16 protein-coding genes and 1 tRNA gene are annotated in these 16,818 nt (G+C 32.6%); 4 read left to right on the top strand and 13 right to left on the bottom strand.

What is annotated here, in order from left to right; all coding sequences use genetic code 11:
- Nucleotides 1–2: 2 nt before the first annotated feature.
- The 10 genes from trpS to BN30_RS06725 all read right to left on the bottom strand — a co-directional run bounded on the left by trpS (nucleotide 3) and on the right by BN30_RS06725 (nucleotide 9,503).
- The gene (gene trpS, locus BN30_RS06770; protein WP_019214748.1) at nucleotides 3–995 is read right to left on the bottom strand and encodes a tryptophan--tRNA ligase; all 993 of its coding nucleotides are present in this window, start codon (nucleotides 993–995) and stop codon (nucleotides 3–5) included.
- A gap of 19 nt (nucleotides 996–1,014) precedes the next feature.
- The gene (gene ypfJ, locus BN30_RS06765; RefSeq protein ID WP_019214747.1) at nucleotides 1,015–1,869 is read right to left on the bottom strand and encodes a KPN_02809 family neutral zinc metallopeptidase; all 855 of its coding nucleotides are present in this window, start codon (nucleotides 1,867–1,869) and stop codon (nucleotides 1,015–1,017) included.
- Nucleotides 1,870–1,880: 11 nt separating this feature from the next.
- Entirely contained in the window at nucleotides 1,881–3,140 is a 1,260-nt protein-coding gene (locus tag BN30_RS06760; RefSeq protein ID WP_019214746.1) for an amidohydrolase, read from the bottom strand.
- A gap of 9 nt (nucleotides 3,141–3,149) precedes the next feature.
- On the bottom strand, nucleotides 3,150–3,668 hold the full coding sequence (locus BN30_RS06755) for a hypothetical protein (protein ID WP_019214745.1): 519 nt from the start codon (nucleotides 3,666–3,668) through the stop codon (nucleotides 3,150–3,152).
- Between the two features lie 66 nt (nucleotides 3,669–3,734).
- Nucleotides 3,735–4,199, bottom strand: a complete 465-nt coding sequence (locus BN30_RS06750) for a CYTH domain-containing protein (RefSeq protein WP_026880691.1) — start codon at nucleotides 4,197–4,199, stop codon at nucleotides 3,735–3,737.
- The gene (nagB, locus tag BN30_RS06745; protein ID WP_019214744.1) at nucleotides 4,199–4,930 is read right to left on the bottom strand and encodes a glucosamine-6-phosphate deaminase; all 732 of its coding nucleotides are present in this window, start codon (nucleotides 4,928–4,930) and stop codon (nucleotides 4,199–4,201) included. The genes BN30_RS06750 and nagB overlap by 1 nt, the downstream gene beginning before the upstream one ends.
- Before the next feature lies 1 nt (nucleotide 4,931).
- Nucleotides 4,932–5,621 (bottom strand): metallophosphoesterase, encoded by a 690-nt coding sequence (locus BN30_RS06740; RefSeq protein WP_019214743.1) that lies wholly within the window; start codon nucleotides 5,619–5,621, stop codon nucleotides 4,932–4,934.
- Nucleotides 5,622–5,631: 10 nt separating this feature from the next.
- Nucleotides 5,632–7,566 (bottom strand): ATP-binding protein, encoded by a 1,935-nt coding sequence (locus BN30_RS06735; protein WP_019214742.1) that lies wholly within the window; start codon nucleotides 7,564–7,566, stop codon nucleotides 5,632–5,634.
- Nucleotides 7,556–8,593, bottom strand: coding sequence for a metallophosphoesterase family protein (locus BN30_RS06730; protein ID WP_019214741.1), 1,038 nt, complete (start codon nucleotides 8,591–8,593; stop codon nucleotides 7,556–7,558). Before BN30_RS06730 ends, BN30_RS06735 begins: the two co-directional genes overlap by 11 nt.
- Nucleotides 8,583–9,503 (bottom strand): hypothetical protein, encoded by a 921-nt coding sequence (locus BN30_RS06725; protein WP_019214740.1) that lies wholly within the window; start codon nucleotides 9,501–9,503, stop codon nucleotides 8,583–8,585. The genes BN30_RS06730 and BN30_RS06725 overlap by 11 nt, the downstream gene beginning before the upstream one ends.
- A 119-nt stretch (nucleotides 9,504–9,622) precedes the next feature.
- On the opposite strand from BN30_RS06725, the gene BN30_RS06720 reads away from it, so the two are divergent.
- From BN30_RS06720 to BN30_RS06705, 4 genes are all read left to right on the top strand, one after another.
- Nucleotides 9,623–11,584, top strand: coding sequence for a hypothetical protein (locus tag BN30_RS06720; protein ID WP_019214739.1), 1,962 nt, complete (start codon nucleotides 9,623–9,625; stop codon nucleotides 11,582–11,584).
- Entirely contained in the window at nucleotides 11,571–12,245 is a 675-nt protein-coding gene (sdaAB, locus tag BN30_RS06715; RefSeq protein WP_019214738.1) for an L-serine ammonia-lyase, iron-sulfur-dependent subunit beta, read from the top strand. Before BN30_RS06720 ends, sdaAB begins: the two co-directional genes overlap by 14 nt.
- 1 nt (nucleotide 12,246) lies before the next feature.
- Nucleotides 12,247–13,119: an L-serine ammonia-lyase, iron-sulfur-dependent, subunit alpha gene (gene sdaAA, locus BN30_RS06710; protein ID WP_019214737.1), complete on the top strand. Its 873-nt coding sequence runs from the start codon at nucleotides 12,247–12,249 to the stop codon at nucleotides 13,117–13,119.
- Between the two features lie 137 nt (nucleotides 13,120–13,256).
- A tRNA-Leu gene (locus BN30_RS06705) sits at nucleotides 13,257–13,343 on the top strand.
- 87 nt (nucleotides 13,344–13,430) lie between these two features.
- On the opposite strand, the gene BN30_RS06700 is transcribed toward BN30_RS06705, so the two are convergent.
- The 3 genes from BN30_RS06700 to BN30_RS06690 all read right to left on the bottom strand — a co-directional run bounded on the left by BN30_RS06700 (nucleotide 13,431) and on the right by BN30_RS06690 (nucleotide 16,808).
- Nucleotides 13,431–13,730: a YerC/YecD family TrpR-related protein gene (locus BN30_RS06700; RefSeq protein WP_019214736.1), complete on the bottom strand. Its 300-nt coding sequence runs from the start codon at nucleotides 13,728–13,730 to the stop codon at nucleotides 13,431–13,433.
- 25 nt (nucleotides 13,731–13,755) lie between these two features.
- Nucleotides 13,756–15,426, bottom strand: coding sequence for a formate--tetrahydrofolate ligase (locus BN30_RS06695; RefSeq protein WP_019214735.1), 1,671 nt, complete (start codon nucleotides 15,424–15,426; stop codon nucleotides 13,756–13,758).
- Between the two features lie 83 nt (nucleotides 15,427–15,509).
- Nucleotides 15,510–16,808 (bottom strand): NCS2 family permease, encoded by a 1,299-nt coding sequence (locus BN30_RS06690; protein WP_019214734.1) that lies wholly within the window; start codon nucleotides 16,806–16,808, stop codon nucleotides 15,510–15,512.
- Nucleotides 16,809–16,818 lie beyond the last annotated feature (10 nt).

The following is a 16,818-nucleotide window of genomic DNA, read 5'->3' as shown; positions in this document are numbered from 1 at the left end:
CCTTATATTTGTACAAAGCCAACTTTTTTCATAACTTTTCTTAAAGTCTTATTAGCAAGGTATCTAGCTTTATCTCTTCCTTGCGCCATAAGCTTTTCAAGACCTTCTTTATCTTGAATAACTTCATTAAAATTGTATTGAAAATCTTTTAAATCTTCATAAATAATATCAGCTAAATCTTCTTTGAATTCTTTGTATCCAAGTGAATCATACTTTTTAACAATATCATCAGTGCTCATGCCAGTGAATGAACTATAAATATTTATAAGATTATATAAGCCGGCTCTGTTTGGGTCATAAGCAAAATTTGCTTCACTATCAGTAACAGCTTTTCTGATTTTTGAGTAAATTTTATCTTTGCTATCCATGATATAAATAAAGCTGTTTGGATCTTCATCTGACTTACTCATCTTTTTAGTCGGATCTTGTAGTGACATAATTCTTTTTCCTGTCTTAGCGATGTAGGCTTCAGGCACTTTGAATGTGTCTGAGTACTTGCTGTTAAACCTGATAGCTAAGTCTCTTGCTAGCTCCATGTGCTGTGTTTGGTCTTCGCCAACTGGTACTAAATCTGTTTGATACAAAAGTATGTCGCCTGCCATTAGTACTGGATATGTTAATAATCCTGCGTTACAGTTTTCAGGAGACTTCTTGGACTTATCTTTATACTGAGTCATTCTATTAAGCTGACCGATATATGAGATGGTATCAAGTATCCATCCGAGCATAGCATGTTCAGGTACATGCGATTGAACAAACAAAACGCTTTTTTCTGGATCAACGCCGCTAACTAACATCATCGCAAATATTTCATAAGTCTTTTTCCTAAGTTCTTTAGGAACTTTTGGTACAGTTATACTGTGAAGGTCAGCAACTGCATATAAGCAATTGTAATCATCTTGAAGTTTTGCTAAATTTTTTAAAGCGCCTAAATAATTACCTATGGTTAAATCACCTGATGGCTGTATAGCGCTAAATGCTATTTTTTTATCCATATTAAATCTCCTTTATTTATTAAATTTCTCCGTTAAAAGTATCTCCGTCTTGAATAGTGCCTTTTTCAAAGCCTTTTTTGAACCACTTCATTCTTTGCTCGCTAGTTCCATGTGTAAAACTATCTGGAACTACTCTTCCTTGGTATTTCTCTTGAAGTGTGTCATCGCCTATCTTTGATGCTGCGTTTATCGCTTCTTCAAAATCGCCTTCATCTAAGATGCCTCTATCTTGTATGTGCTTTGCAAAGACTCCAGCGTAATAATCTGCTTGCAATTCAAGCTTAACAGAGTATTTATTATATTCTTTTTCAGAAATTTTTCCTTGTAATGCATGAACTTTATCAAGAGTACCCAATAATTTTTGTACATGATGACCAACTTCATGTGCTAATACATAGGCCATGGCGAAATCGCCCTTTGCTCCGAATTCATTTTTAAGCTGATCAAAAAATGAAAGGTCTATGTAGATATTTTTATCGACAGAGCAATAGAATGGACCCATCTGTTCAGATGCAAAACCGCAACCAGAGTTAATGCTACCATTAAATAGTGTTAATTGTGGTTCTTCATACTCTAAGCCATTGTCCTTAAATACTTCATGCCAAACATCTTCAGTGTCTTTTAAAACAACTGAGATGAATTCTTTATACTCTTCTTCTTTTTCACTTGTTATCGGCGTGCCTTGACCATTTTGTATGCCAGCTCCAGGACCACTTGGGCCGCCAAAGATACCATCGCCAAATACTAAGTATAGTACCAGTAAAAGTATTACTCCGCCTGTGCCCATCTTGAATCCGCCAAAGTTTGGCATGCCGCCCGATTGACCTCTTCTATCGTTAACATTAGTAGATTTCTCTCTGCCTCTCCACTTCATTTCATCAACCCCTAAATATTTTTAATAATTTCTTCAACTTTTCTTACAACTAAATCCTCATCTATGCCTTTAATTTTTTTATTTTCCATAATTATCTTGCCATTGATTATAGTTGTATCAACTTCACTTCCGTTCATCGAATAAACCATAGCACTAATTAAATTATTTTGTGGTTTTAAATTTGTATTGTCAAGATTTATTAGAATTAAATCTGCAAGTGATCCTTCACTTATGTTTACATCTTCATCAAATATATATTTATATGGATTTATAGTTGCTAGCTTAAGTACTTCTCCTGCACTCATCACCTTTGGATCAAGTGAACGTGCCTTAGCTGCAAGAGAAACCGCTCTCATCTCAGTAAACATATTTTGCATATTATTTGAACTAGCTCCATCAGTACCTATGGCTAGCTTGTCGCCGCGCACAAACATATTCTTAATATCAGGTATGCCGCTTGCAAGCTTCATATTTGATGATACATTTAAACTTACTAGTGCATTATTTTTTGCAATTATATCCATATCTTCTTCAGACAAATGAACGCAGTGAGCAAGTATTGTTTTTTGGTCAAACATTCCGAGCTCTTTAAATATCTTTATAGGGCTCTTTCTATATTCCTTGTAAGAATTATTTACTTCAGTTAAAGTTTCGCTCGCATGCGTATGAATGATTAAATCTAATTCTTTAGCAAGGTCTATACAGCTCTTTAAATAATCAAGTCCAGTTGTGTATATAGCATGAGGCGCGATGGCTAATCTTAATAGGCCGTCCTTTTGATGATACTTTTCATACATATCACGTATATTTGCTTCTCTCTCTTTATTAAAAGCATCATTAGTCATGCCTCTTGCGATAAGGCCTCTAATACCTATTTCATTAGCTGCGTCAAAGACTCTTTCGCAGAACATATACATATCATTAAAGGCTGTTGTTCCAGTTTTTACAAGCTCTATGAATGTTAATAGACTTGCCCAATAAATATCTTCAGCAGTAAGTTTTGACTCAAGTGGCCAAATTTTATTTTGTAGCCAATCCATTAGCTCCATATCATCAGCGTAATTCCTAAATACGCTCATAGCAACGTGGTTATGCGTGTTAAATAGTCCTGGCATCAATAATTTATCAGCGCCATCAATGATGTAGGCACCTGCTTCTTCAATATTTTCAGCAATCTTTTTAACTCTATTACCATCGATTAAAATATCGCAAGGACCTTTAACAATTGATTCTTCTACGTCAATATACTTGATATTTTTTATTAGTATCATCTTAACCTCCTATAGATAAGTGAAATTCTCTTTTGTATAAACAAGTAATGGCACTATGACTAAACAAGCTGTTATGCTTAGTAATGATGCTACTAAATTTACTTTAATAATTCTGTCTATATTATATATATGAGCTGCGTTTGCAATTAGTAGCGCTATGATATAGCTAAGTATCTTTGAAATGACTATAGATACAAGAAGTGAAAATATATATGATATATTAAATTTTTTATGGCTTATATATCCAATAGCAAAGCCAAAAACTACTTCTATAAATATCATAAGCGTTCTAATGTCAAAATTTAAATTTTTTCTAAATAATAAATTTAATATAAATATCAATAAAACGCTCGGCACCGAAAATTTTATATCTAGCGCAAATACAGCTATATATGTAAACAGCAGTATTACAAGATATTCGTTAAAGCCTTTGTTTAGCTTCATTAAGCCAAAATTCATCCCTAGGCTTAATGCTACTAAGACTAAAGCGATAATTATATCTATAGCATTATCTTTAATAAATTTCATTATGATCTTTCCTTAATTCATTTATATTTTTCGTTGTAATATTTTTCCTGTCAATATTAAATTCTTTTATGATTTCTTCAAGTTTTTCATCATCTTTAACTTCAATTTCAAGATAAGGCACATCAAATGTTTTTTATCAAGTTCATCAAAATCAAAGCGTGCATCTTTATAAAGGTATGAGTCTCTTGTCTTGTAATTTAATTCAATTACGCTTACACCAAGCATTTCAAGTATCTTAAGTATGGAGTCTTTATCTTTTATCTCGCTTGTAATTTCTTCTGAGTTTCTTAAGCCGCCTGTGTCCTTGCCTTTAATTTTGTATGTTAAATAAAAAGCTTCTTTGCCACTTTTATATACTTCTCTTAATCTAAGAAGTGACTTTAGCTTTGAATTTTCATCTAAATCAACTTTTAGTATGTGATTTACTTGTTTTTCTTCTCCTAAGTGTTCTGCTCCCTTTGATAAAAGTTCCCTTTTAAGAGCATCTAAGTCAAGATTAAAAACTTTTACTTCTTTTTCTCTTTCTATCATTATTTTATAACTAAGCTTGCTAATTTTTCATCTATGATTACAGTAACATCTGGATGTAAGTTTAGTAATGATACTGGTACCTTAGATGATATCTTTTTAGTATTTAATAAATAATCTATGGCGAAGCTCTTTTGAGTGCCGCTTGCAATTAAAACTATTTTTTTAGCTTTAAATATAGAGCCAACCCCCATAGTGATGGCAAATTTTGGCACGTCATCAATATCATCAAAGAATCTTGAGTTTGCAACCCTTGTGGATTCTGATAGCTCTTGCACATAAGTTACAGAGCTTAGGTCGTCTCCCGGTTCATTAAAACCAATGTGACCGTTTTTACCAACGCCTAAGACTTGTAAATCAATTTCATAATGTGATAGACTTTCTTCGTATTCTTTTGCTGCCTTTTCTAAGTCTGTTCCCTCAGCGTGTGGTATATGTGTATTTTTTTTATCAATGTTAATATGATCAAATAAATTCTCATTCATGAAATAATAATAACTTGCTGGGTGATCCTTGTTTAAGCCAACGTATTCATCTAAATTAAATGTAATTACATCTTTAAAATCAATACTACCTTCTTTATTTGCTTTTATAAGCTCTTTATACATGCCAATAGGGCTTGATCCTGTTGCCAAACCTAATACACTGTCATGTTTTTCTTGAATTTGTTTAATAAATATTTGAGCAGCTTCTTTGCTCATCTCGTCATAATCTTTGCAAACTATAACCTTCATACTAACACCTCTCTATTAATTTAAGTTTAAAATTTAAGTAGTCGCTTGAGACCAATGAGTAATCAATGCCATCTATCAAGCCTTCTCGTCTGTACCTATGTCCCCCCGCGTGCAAGTGACCATATATACATTTATATACATTATTTTCTTTCATGAGATCATGAAACTGATTTGGCTCTAGGTCCATATTAAATGGCGGATAGTGAAGCATCACTATAATTTTTTTATCCTTATCAGCCTTTTCAAGCGATAAAGATAATCTAATTAGCTCTCTATCAGTTATCTTTTTATCATTTTCTTCGTCATACTTGTCATTATCCTCTTGCATCCAGCCTCTTGTAGCGCAGATGGCAAAGTCTTTATAAGTATATGAATCATTTTGCAAAAAGTGAATTGATTTAAATCCAAAGCCATTCATCTTGGATATGCTTGTCCACCAATAATCATGGTTGCCTTTGCTAATAAGTTTCTTGCCTGGCAATTCATCTATAAATTTTAAATCGTCTATAGCTTCACTAAATCTCATTGCCCATGATGTATCGCCTGGTAGCAAAACTAAATCGTCTTCCTTGACGTTCTCAAGCCAACTTGCCTTGATTTTCTTGTCATGATCTTGCCAGTTGCCGCCAAAGATACTCATAGGTTTTAAGTCTGTTGAATCTAAATGTAAGTCGCCTATAGCATAAATCATTTTCTCACCTCTATAACTGTATATAATTATAACACAGATTAAGCTCTGAGAGAACACTTTTTTCGTCTTTACTGCTCGTAAATAATAATACTTGCTTTTCTTTTGCTAAAAAGGCAAAAACTTTTAGTGCGGTTCTCATACGCTCTTCATCAAAAAATACTAAATTTTCGTCAAAAATAAGTGATAGATTAATATCAAGCGCTTCAACAAGAGCAAGTCTTAGACTAAGGTATGACATAGATAAGACTTGTCTACTAAGGTTTTCTTCTTCATATACAAGACTAGTTTTTTTGTCTTTAAGCATAATTTTAAAACTTTCATCGAGCAAGAAAAAAATATATTTATCATTAGAAAACATTTCTAAATATTTATTTGCATAATTAATTATTTTTGGCATGTAACTAGTATTAATTTCATTAATAAGACTAGAAATTATCTCGCTCGCGGCACTTAAGGCGCTTTTTCTTCTGTAAAGCTCCTTCATTCTAGCGTCAAGCTCATTGCGCCTTAAGCTAAGTTCGTAGGCCCTTTGTGAAAGTTTGTCATTATAATTAAGCTTAGTCTCAAGAGAGCTTAGCTCTAAATCAATCCTAGTGATTTCATCTTCACAAGCGCTTATAGAGTAGTTCTTGTACTTATCATAGAGCTCTTTATTGTTTTTTTCTAAATATTCAATAACTTTTTCTTCACTTAGCTCATCAAAATTCTTTTCAGTATATGTTTTTAAAAATTCATCAAAGCTTTGTAAATAGTTTTGATTCATCTCGCTTGATCTTTCAATATTATATTCACTGATGAAATCATTATCGCTAGATATATTATATTTATCTAAAATAGCTTTTTTATCAATCATTAATTTTTCTTTAGCCTTATCACTTTTCTTCACTTTATCAAAAATAAAACTTATAAGAAAAATTATTATAAAAGCAGTTCCAATATTAAAAGCAATTTCACTTGACTTAATAAAATAATATATAAAACTAAATACACTTAGTAAAAGAAATGCATAGGATAATTTTTTTTGCGCATTTTTTCTAGATTCATTATTATTTATAGCATCAAGTCTATTAGTAATTTCGATAAATTTTTCATAATCGTCACTATTAATATTTTTATCATTTTTTAAAAAATCTTTTTTCTTTTCTTTAAGCTCTTCTATCTTTAATAAATTTTCTTTTTTATAATAATCTTTAGCTTTATTGTATTCAGATAAAAATTCTTTATTTTTTAAAATTAATTCGTTTTTCTTTTTATTTAAATCATCTTTATTGTTAAGCATAGTCATAGTATCTTCAAGTGATGCTTCAAGACCAGACATATCTCTATCTAGGCTTGTAATTTCTTTCTTAAGAGCATATAGCTCCTTTGTTTTTGCATTTTCCGTACCAATCGTGGCAATTTCATTATCAATATTATTTTTCGCCCCACTTAAGTTGTACTCGCCCTCGTCATTTGTCTTTAGCTTGATTAAAAGCTCTTTAATATCGTCAAAATCATCAAAATAAAGATCCTTCGACTGACTAATGTAGGTGCTAGCTGTGAATACATTGCGAGAAAAGCCTAAAATTATCTCTCCTATAGATTTATTACTTATAGAATTTTCTCTTTTTATATCTTCAGTGATGTCAAGACCGTTTTTGCTGACAAAATAAGTATCATTTAAAAAATCTCTGTATATTTCATAAGTAAAGCCATCTTTTTCGAAAATCATTCTGCCACTATACTCATTTTTGTTTATTGGTTTGTATCTTAGATAATCTTTTATCTTAGTTTTTCTCTTGGTATTTGCCTTATTTACGCCAAATAGCATAAAGCTGATAAAGGCATGCATAGTAGACTTACCGCTCTCATTAAGCCCATAAATCAGATTAAATGAATCGTCAAAGTCTAGGTGATAATTATTAAATTTACCAAAATTAATTAAATCTACTCTCTTAATCTTCATAGTAGTGCTCCGTACTTTGCATTGCCTTAAGCGCGATGTTTATCGCATCTTGCCTAATTTCATCTGGATAATTTTTTGCCTTTTCAAGTATTTTTTGATAAATTTCATTAGAAACGCTAACTCTTTCTGATAGATTATTGATAGTTTCTAGATAATAAAATTTATCCTTAACTAGGCTTATAATTTTATTTATATTTAAATCAGTACTTATGCTTCCCTTTAATATAATTCTATAGAAATTCTTATCCTTATCTATAAGCTCATCAAATTTTGTGATTATATCAAGAAATTCATCGTCTTCTTTAATAATTATTTCTTTTATAATAAATTCTCTTAGTGCAAAGGGCACAAATTTTGCGTCTCCACTAAGTGTGTCAACCTCATAAAAACCATGTTCCCCAAGCTCACCAAAGTCAAGAGGCTCAAGTGATCCAGCATAATAAGTCTTATCTGCCACTTGTCCTTTTTTATGTATGTGACCCAAGGCGATGTAATCAAAACCTGATGCTAAAAGAGGCTCTATATCTATCTTGTACTTGCCATCACTAAGGTCGCCATGAAGGCTAGCTATATTAAATTTATCTTTATCAAGATTTATTTTATTAGTATCAAATCCATTATCATGCTCATTTAGCCAAGACGCACCATATATAGCAACGTTGTCAGCTATATCCATACGCTCAAAGCTGTTTGTTTTAAAAACATGAAGATTCTTAGTAAAATTATTGAATAAATAATCATCGCTATAAAAATCATGATTGCCGCATGATAATACTATATTTCCGTAGTAAGTATCAATGATGCTCATCAAGTGCTTTGTCTCGGTATATGTAAGAGCATCTCTTTCAAAAAAATCTCCGCTAATAATTATTAAATCGATTTTATTCTCATTCGCATAATTAATAAGCCTTTCAAATGTTATGAAAAGCTCATTTTTTCTCTCGTCAGACCTTGATCCAAGCGTTTTATTTTTATATTTGAAGCCAAGATGCAAATCTGCTGCGTGAATAAATTTATTAATAAACATAGCTGTACCTAATTAAATCAGTTTCAGACATAATTTTTTTAATGATAGAAAAATCAAAATCAGCACTATCTTTTTTATTAAAAATCGAAAAGCTGCTTGCTATTTTAAGTGAGGTATCTAAATCATATTTTCTTTCAAAAGCAATAGCGAGTCCTAGTAGAGCCATATTCTTGTCTATGTGTATAAATGGCTTCTTCTCATAATCATATAAGTAGTAGCAATCCTTAGTAAATATGATTAAATTGTCATTGAATTTAATAAGAATGATTCTGTCCTTGTCTATCGCCATAAATTTAACTACACTAACAATATCGTCAAGTGAATTCAATCTTAGATTAAGTATATCGCTTAAATCTTTATAATCCATGGACATGGCAAAGACGTTTGAGTCAATACATAATTTCATCGTACTCTTTGACGCTGAAGCAAAAAGTTTTTTCATGTATCTATTGGAAACATCTATAAGCCCTTGATAAAAATCAGGGCTAATATTATTATCAAAATCTTCCATAAGTACTGTAACTCTTGTGTCATAAAGAACATCATCAAATTTATCAATAAAATTAAGTTCATCATCTCTTGTAATTCGAGGAGCATTTTCAATAAGTCTAGTGGTTCTAGTATTTTCTTTTATATCGATAACTGTTCTTGCCTCATCCTTTATATTAATAAGATAATAATCCAAAAGATAGCTTTCTAAATAATTTCTATACTTCATCGAAGCATAACCGCCTGCAAATGAAATCACTCTGTAATCTTCTTTCAATCTGTGAAAAATTTCACTAGCAAGATAGTTTGAACCATAGAACGAATCATTAAGTATATCCGCTGAGTTTTTAGATGCAAGATAAAGCTTATCTAAACCCAAAGCTTTATATCTAATTAAGTCAGTATTTAATAATAAAATCATCTTTCTGCCTCCTCTTCTATATATATTATACAACAAATTCATAAATATTTCTTCATAAATTGTAAAAAAAGCTTTATTTATACTATTATTTAGTATATAATATAGCAGAGGTGATTAATTTGTCAAAAAAATTATTCTCTTTTTTATTGCTTTTAACTTTAATCATTACAAGCCTTAATGTTTATGCGAGCGAAACGACTAAAGAAAGTGAAGATCCTAATAAAACGGCGAGCTTTGTATTTAATTATGATCTGGCAATAAAAAATGTTAATATAGTTAATCCAGCTAGAAATGAAATTTTATATAAATATAATATTGCCATCAGCGGAGGAAAAATTAAACAGATTACTAAGGGCGAAGTTAAAGCCAACAGAGTGATAGATGGTGAAGGCGCAATGCTTCTAAGAGAGTTTATCGATATGGATAGCACTAACGCATCGCGTGATATTGACCTTATGAAATCTGCTGACGGTATAGGTAAAAGCGTTAGAACTAACACAGCTGATATCGACGCTTGGTCAAAGAGCGTTGAAGGCATCTTAACAACTAACGATTATCTATCAATAACAGATTCAGAAAGTATTAAAAAAGCTATACTTGAAGAAAATGAAAACAAATATGACGATAAAGCAATCAAACAAATCGTTGAAGCCATATTAAAGGAAAAAGAAGCAAAATCTGCTGGAGTTAAAATATCTATAGAGGAAGCGAATGATCTTAATCTTTTAATAAATACGATGAAATCTGTTAATGATGATGACTTTGTATATTATATTAAGCTTAGCAAAATCAAACACGAAAACATCATACAAACTGTAAATCAAATTATGGATATTATCAAAGATAGCAAGAATCATTTTATCTTGTGCGATATGAATGAATTTGCTGGTCCAGATAAAATTTCTGCTATTAATAACTTGATAAATAAACATAACGAAGAACATGAAAATCTTTATTACACATTTAATCCGTTCAAATACATTGTTTTAACAAATTATAAAGACAACATCGATGTGGTTAAAAAATATAATAACAATACATCAAAGCTTCAACTTGCAAGCTCAAATATGTTCTACCAAATTCATCAGTACAAAGACATATTAAATACTAAAGAAGATGTCATTGTTCATGATGCTCTTAATGACTTAGATATATCTACAATGATTAAATCAAAATATTCGCTTATTGCAAGTAACCCAAATCTTGCAAATACATCGACTAAACTCTACCCTGTCAATGTTAACTCATTTCTAGAGTATATTAGACTAGCAAGAGATTTAGACATAGACAGTATTGAGATAGCGAATAAATTAAGCTACATGCCATACAAAGTACTTAATTTGGATAAATACATGAGTGCATCAACGATTGAAGTGGGTCAAAGCGCCTCATTCTTAACAATCGATGCAAAAAAAATCAGTATCAATTCAAATATTAACAGCGTTAAGCCAAGTCTTGGCGTAAAATATCTTGTTCATAATGGCATAGTAACTTTTAATCACGGACAGAACAATCAAAATGGAGCTAAATCTTTTATTATAAATAATTTAGAAAAAACAGACGATATTAAAAAATTTGATATAAGTTATGAAACCGATGTCACAAAGAGCGCCGCTCTTGAAAATGCATATATAATCGATGGAATTAAATATGTAAGTTTAGAAGAAATAATAAAACCACTAAATCTTGTTTATAAAAACGAGGCTAATGGTAAATATACTATTGGTAATTTAATTAATCTTGAGCTAGGCACAAACGAGGCTAGCTTAGGAGCTGAAAAAGTTCACTTAACAAAGGAAGCAATAACTTATAATAATACACTTATAATTCCTTTAGAAGATATAATGAAATTATTTCAAAACTATTTTAAATGTGATGTAAATGAAGATCACATAAGCATTAAAGCTAGCAATAACTCAAAAATGCTAGACACAACAGATTCAGTTGAGAAAAAAGAAAGTACACCGCTAATAATTAAAGCAAGCTACATAATTATGTCATACATATTCTCAGCGTTAATTGTAGCCTTCGTATTAAATACATTAAAGAAGAAAAAGAGGAGAAGAAATGGAAAATTATAATTTAAAATCTATTTTAGGACCAATTATGATAGGTCCTTCAAGCTCACACACAGCTGGAGCAGCAAGATTAGGAAGGATTGCAATGAAACTAGCACCAAAGGGATTTAAAAAAGTCTCTTTCTACTTACATGGCTCATTTAGAGAAACATATAAAGGACACGGTACTGATAAAGCCTTACTTGCAGGGGTTATGGATTTCTATCCAGATAGTGAAGAAATTAAACACTCATTCGACATAGCAGAAGAAAGAGGTCTTGAGTATGAATTTATCAAGTCAGACCTTGGTTATGTTCATCCAAACACAGTTAAGATGGTCTTTCATTACGATGACCACGATGACTTCTACGTTCAAGGCAGCTCAATCGGCGGTGGAAGCATACTTATAAAAGATATCAATGGCGCTGACGTTGAATTCTCAGGAGAAAAACCTACTCTAGTTGCTAAGTACATTGACAAAAAAGGTATTATATCAAGAATCACAGCTACATTTGCAATATCAGGCATGAACATTGCCGATTTACATGTAGACAGAACTGGTAAAGTCGCTACACTTATATGCGAACTTGACTCTGACTTTGATGAAGCAACTATAAATGATATTAGTAGAATCGATGATTTCTTATTCGTTAAGTATTTAAACCCTGTTAAGGAGGATAATTAATATGTATACAAGCGCTTCAAGCATGATGGACGCATGCAAAGAACAAAACAAAAAAATATATGAATTACAATTACAAGAAGAGATGGAAGCTGAAGAGCTAAGTAAAGAAGATGTTTATGAGTACTTAAGAAAAACTTATGAAATTATGAAAAAATCAGCTACAGCTGGTCTTGAAACACCAATCATGTCAATGAGCGGAATGACTGGAAAAAACGCTTTTAAAGTTAATGAATATGCCGAAAGCGGCAATTCAGTATCTGGCTCGTTAATCAATAAGGCTATGGCAAGAGCCTTATCTACATCAGAAATAAACGCATCCATGGGTAGAATAGTTGCCGCTCCTACAGCAGGTGCATCAGGAATTTTGCCAGCAACACTAGTTACTATGCAAGAAGAATTTAATCACACAGATGATGAAATATTTAATGCCCTATTAACAGCTTCAGCAGTTGGTGAAATAATCGCAGTTAATGCAACTATATCAGGTGCTGAAGGCGGATGCCAAGCAGAATGCGGCGCTGCCGCTGCAATGGCTGCCGCTGCTATAGTTGAACTAAAAGGCGGAAGCATAGAACAAATATTTACATCAGCAAGTTTTGCACTTAAAAACATCATGGGACTTATATGTGACCCAGTTTGTGGTCTTGTTGAGTATCCATGTAATTTAAGAAATGCATCAGGCGTAGTAAACGCAATCATATCAGCAGACCTTGCACTAGCAGGCGTTGAAGCACTAATACCTTTTGATGAAACAGTTGGCGCTATGGGTAATGTTGGTAAAGAACTACCAGTTGCACTAAAAGAAACAGCCATCGGCGGTATAGCTGGTACAGAAACAGCACAAAGATTATATGAAGAATTTTTAGATAAATAATTAAAATATTTTTTAGATACAAGATGAGCTCTCAATAACGAGAGCTCTTTTTATAAATATTTTCATTTAACTTAATTACATCTTATATAAAATTTTTCTTGATTTTTATCCTAAAGTATGTTAATATATACTGGTAAGCCGAAGTGATGGAATTGGCAGACGTACAGGACTCAAAATCCTGCGGTAGCAATACCGTGCGGGTTCGACCCCCGCCTTCGGCACCATAAGCATTAAAAAAGCAAGTAGTTTAACGCTACTTGCTTTTTAAATATAGAAAATAAATAAGGCTCCATCAAGGAGCCTCATTTATATTAGTCTTCTAAGCCTAATTTTTTGAATATTAACTTGTAACCGTCAGCACCGTAGTTAAGTGATCTGTTGATTCTAGAGATTGTAGCTGTTGAAGCGCCTGTTGCCACTTCGATTTCGTTGTAAGTTTTGTTTTCTTTAAGTTGTTTTGCTACTTCAAGTCTTTGAGCTATTGCTTGAATTTCTTTGATTGTGCAGATGTCTTCAAAGAATCTGTAGCATTCTTCCATTGTTTCTAGCGATAAGATTGCTTCGAAGAAGCCGTCTGTTTGTTCGCTTTTTAATTTTGAACTGTAAGCCATTTCTTTTCCCCCTCTATATTATTATTTAGAATAATCCTACTATTTCTCCTGATGGTAATATGTCAATGTTGTCTGCTGCTGGTACCTTTGGTAGACCTGGCATTGTCATTATGCTGCCTGTAAGTGCTATCAAGAATCCAGCTCCATTTGATACTTTTACTTCTCTAACTACTATGTGGAAGCCTTCAGGTCTTGCAAGTAAGTCTGGGTTATCAGATAATGAATATTGTGTCTTAGCAACGCAGATTGGCATCTTGTCTAAGCCTAATTTTTCTAAGTTCTTGACGTTCTTCATTGCTGGTACAGTAAATTCTACTCCGTCAGCTCCATAAACTTCTTTAGCGATTATTTCAAGTTTTTCTTTGATTGAAAGGTTAACATCGTATAATGGTTTGAAGTTTGCTTTGCCTTCATCGCATACTTTGATAACTTTTTCAGCTAGATCTAATGCTCCGTCTCCGCCTTTTGCGAATACTTCTGTAAGTGAGCATTCAACGCCCATCTTAGCTAATCTGTCTTCAATAAACTTAATTTCATTTTCAGTATCGCTTGGGAATCTGTTTATAGAAACTATAGCTGGTAGTCCGAATTTCTTAATATTTTCTATGTGTTTTTCAAGATTTGCAAAGCCTTTTTCAAGTGCCACTAAATCTTCTTTATCATAATTTTCTTTTGTAGCTCCACCGTGATGTTTTAAAGCTCTTATTGTAGCAACTATAACTGCTGCTGATGGTTTTAAATCACCAAATCTACATTTGATGTCTAAGAACTTTTCTGCTCCAAGGTCAGCGCCGAAACCTGCTTCAGTAACTGTGTAATCAGCTAGCTTCATACCAAGTTTTGTTGCCATAATTGAGTTACAACCGTGAGCGATATTAGCAAATGGTCCACCATGGATTAGTGCTGGTGTATTTTCAAGTGTTTGTACTAAGTTTGGCATGATAGCGTCTTTCATAAGTAATGTTACTGCGCCTTGTGCCTTGATGTCTTTAACATAAACTGGTGATCCGTCACGTCTATAAGCAATAATTACTCTTGATACTCTTTCTTTGAAGTTTTCAAGACTAGTTGATAGACATAATATAGCCATGATTTCTGAAGCTACTGTTATGTCAAAGCCGTCTTCTCTTGGATAGCCATTAGGTTTTCCACCTAGACCAACTATAACGTTTCTTAAAGCTCTGTCGTTTAAGTCAACGCATCTCTTCCAAACAACTCTTCTTATATCTATGCCTTGTTCATTGCCTTGATGAATGTGGTTGTCTAACATAGCTGAGATTAAGTTATTAGCTGATGTTATTGCGTGGAAGTCTCCTGTGAAGTGTAGGTTTATATCAGCCATAGGAACTACTTGTGCATAGCCGCCGCCTGCTGCTCCGCCTTTAACGCCAAATGATGGTCCTAATGATGGTTCTCTTAGAGCTGAGATAGCTTTTTTACCTAATTTGTTTAAAGCCATAGATAAACCGATGTTAACAGTTGTCTTTCCTTCACCTGCTGGTGTTGGGTTGATAGCTGTAACTAAGATAAGTTTACCATCTTTTTTGTCTTTTAGTTTATCAAAAACTCTTAGGTCTACCTTAGCTTTGTAGTGACCATATTGTATTAGGTCCTCATCATCAATATTTAAGTGTGCCGCGATTTCTGTTATGTCTTTCATTTTTGCTTCTTGAGCAATTTGTACGTCTGTTTTCATTTGTACCTCCTTTATAATATCGTAAATTTATTTTATACTCTACAGTATTATATATACCACATTTAACGATTTAATAAACTAATTTATACTATAAATATATATCTTAATATAAATAATATCGAAAGTATCCACATAAGTGGAGAAACTTCTTTATATCTGCCAGCGACTGTCTTTAATATTGTGTAGCTAATCATACCAAAGAAGATACCTTCAGCGATGCTGTATGCAAATGGCATCATAGCTATAGTTAAGAATGCTGGGATTGCTTCTGTATAATCTCTAAAATCTATATCCATGATTGGTTCCATCATGAACATACCAACTGTAATAAGTGCTGGAGCTGTTGCTGCTGCTGGTACTAGTGTAAATATTGGTGCGATGAATAATGCTAATAAGAACATAACTGCTGTTGTTAGTGATGTTAAACCAGTTCTTCCGCCTTCAGCAACACCTGCTGATGATTCAACAAATGTTGTTACTGTTGAAGTACCAAGCATAGATCCAACTACTGTACCTACTGAATCAGCGAAGAAAGCCTTACTTACTCTAGGTAATTTGCCATCTTTATCTAGCATATTTGATTTTGATGCAACACCTGCTAGTGTACCTACTGTATCGAACATATCTACGAATAAAAATGTTAGTACAGCCATAAACATTTGTGTTGAGAAAACTTGTGAAAAATCAAATTTAAACGCTATTGGTTCAACTGATGGTGGTAGTGAGAATATTTTAAAGCCTTCAGGTATTGTTGTTATTCCCATAGGAATACCGATAATTGTTGTTAAAATAATTCCAAGTAATAATGCGCCTTTAACTTTTCTAATTACTAGTATAAATGTAATTAATAAACCAATAAGTGCTAATAATGCTGTGCCTTCTTTAATATTTCCTAGTCCAACGATTGTTCCTTCAGGGTGAACTATTATGCCTGATCCTGATAGACCGATTAGAGAAATGAATAAGCCTATACCTACTGAAACTGCTTTTTTTAGTGTCAATGGTATAGCGTCGAAAATTACTTCTCTTCCTTTGAAAAATGATAGAGCGATAAATATAATACCTTCTATCAATACAGCTGTTAATGCAAATTCCCAAGAAAGTCCTTGATTAGCTACTACTGAATAAGCGAAATATGCATTAAGACCCATACCTGGTGCTAAGGCGAATGGATATTTAGCGTATAATGCCATGATTAATGTAGCGATTGCTGCTGATAGTGCTGTCGCTGTAAAAATTGCGTTTTGATCCATGCCTGTTGATCCTAAAATAATTGGGTTTACTACTAGGATGTATGCCATAGTCATAAATGTAGTAATACCGGCAACTATCTCGGTTCTTGTGTTTGTTCCGTTTTTCTTTAATTCAAAAAACTTCTCCATTTTTTACCTC

The sequence above is a fragment of the Fenollaria massiliensis genome (genome assembly GCF_000312505.2).
Taxonomy (GTDB): Bacteria; Bacillota; Clostridia; order Tissierellales; family Peptoniphilaceae; genus Fenollaria; species Fenollaria massiliensis.
The sequence above is the reverse complement of the archived record's forward strand: the minus strand, read 5'-3'. Positions and strand labels throughout refer to the sequence as shown.

Bases quoted from the DNA above. Each gene is read 5' to 3' on its own strand.
- nagB (WP_019214744.1), bottom strand. From the start codon at position 4,930: ATGAAGGTTATAGTTTGCAAAGATTATGACGAGATGAGCAAAGAAGCT.
- trpS (WP_019214748.1), bottom strand. From the start codon at position 995: ATGGATAAAAAAATAGCATTTAGCGCTATACAGCCATCAGGTGATTTA.
- BN30_RS06695 (WP_019214735.1), bottom strand. From the start codon at position 15,426: ATGAAAACAGACGTACAAATTGCTCAAGAAGCAAAAATGAAAGACATA.
- BN30_RS06755 (WP_019214745.1), bottom strand. From the start codon at position 3,668: ATGAAATTTATTAAAGATAATGCTATAGATATAATTATCGCTTTAGTC.
- BN30_RS06760 (WP_019214746.1), bottom strand. From the start codon at position 3,140: ATGATACTAATAAAAAATATCAAGTATATTGACGTAGAAGAATCAATT.
- BN30_RS06725 (WP_019214740.1), bottom strand. From the start codon at position 9,503: ATGATTTTATTATTAAATACTGACTTAATTAGATATAAAGCTTTGGGT.
- sdaAB (WP_019214738.1), top strand. From the start codon at position 11,571: ATGGAAAATTATAATTTAAAATCTATTTTAGGACCAATTATGATAGGT.
- BN30_RS06740 (WP_019214743.1), bottom strand. From the start codon at position 5,621: ATGATTTATGCTATAGGCGACTTACATTTAGATTCAACAGACTTAAAA.
- BN30_RS06730 (WP_019214741.1), bottom strand. From the start codon at position 8,593: ATGTTTATTAATAAATTTATTCACGCAGCAGATTTGCATCTTGGCTTC.
- BN30_RS06750 (WP_026880691.1), bottom strand. From the start codon at position 4,199: ATGATAGAAAGAGAAAAAGAAGTAAAAGTTTTTAATCTTGACTTAGAT.
- BN30_RS06735 (WP_019214742.1), bottom strand. From the start codon at position 7,566: ATGAAGATTAAGAGAGTAGATTTAATTAATTTTGGTAAATTTAATAAT.
- BN30_RS06690 (WP_019214734.1), bottom strand. From the start codon at position 16,808: ATGGAGAAGTTTTTTGAATTAAAGAAAAACGGAACAAACACAAGAACC.
- BN30_RS06700 (WP_019214736.1), bottom strand. From the start codon at position 13,730: ATGGCTTACAGTTCAAAATTAAAAAGCGAACAAACAGACGGCTTCTTC.
- ypfJ (WP_019214747.1), bottom strand. From the start codon at position 1,869: ATGAAGTGGAGAGGCAGAGAGAAATCTACTAATGTTAACGATAGAAGA.
- sdaAA (WP_019214737.1), top strand. From the start codon at position 12,247: ATGTATACAAGCGCTTCAAGCATGATGGACGCATGCAAAGAACAAAAC.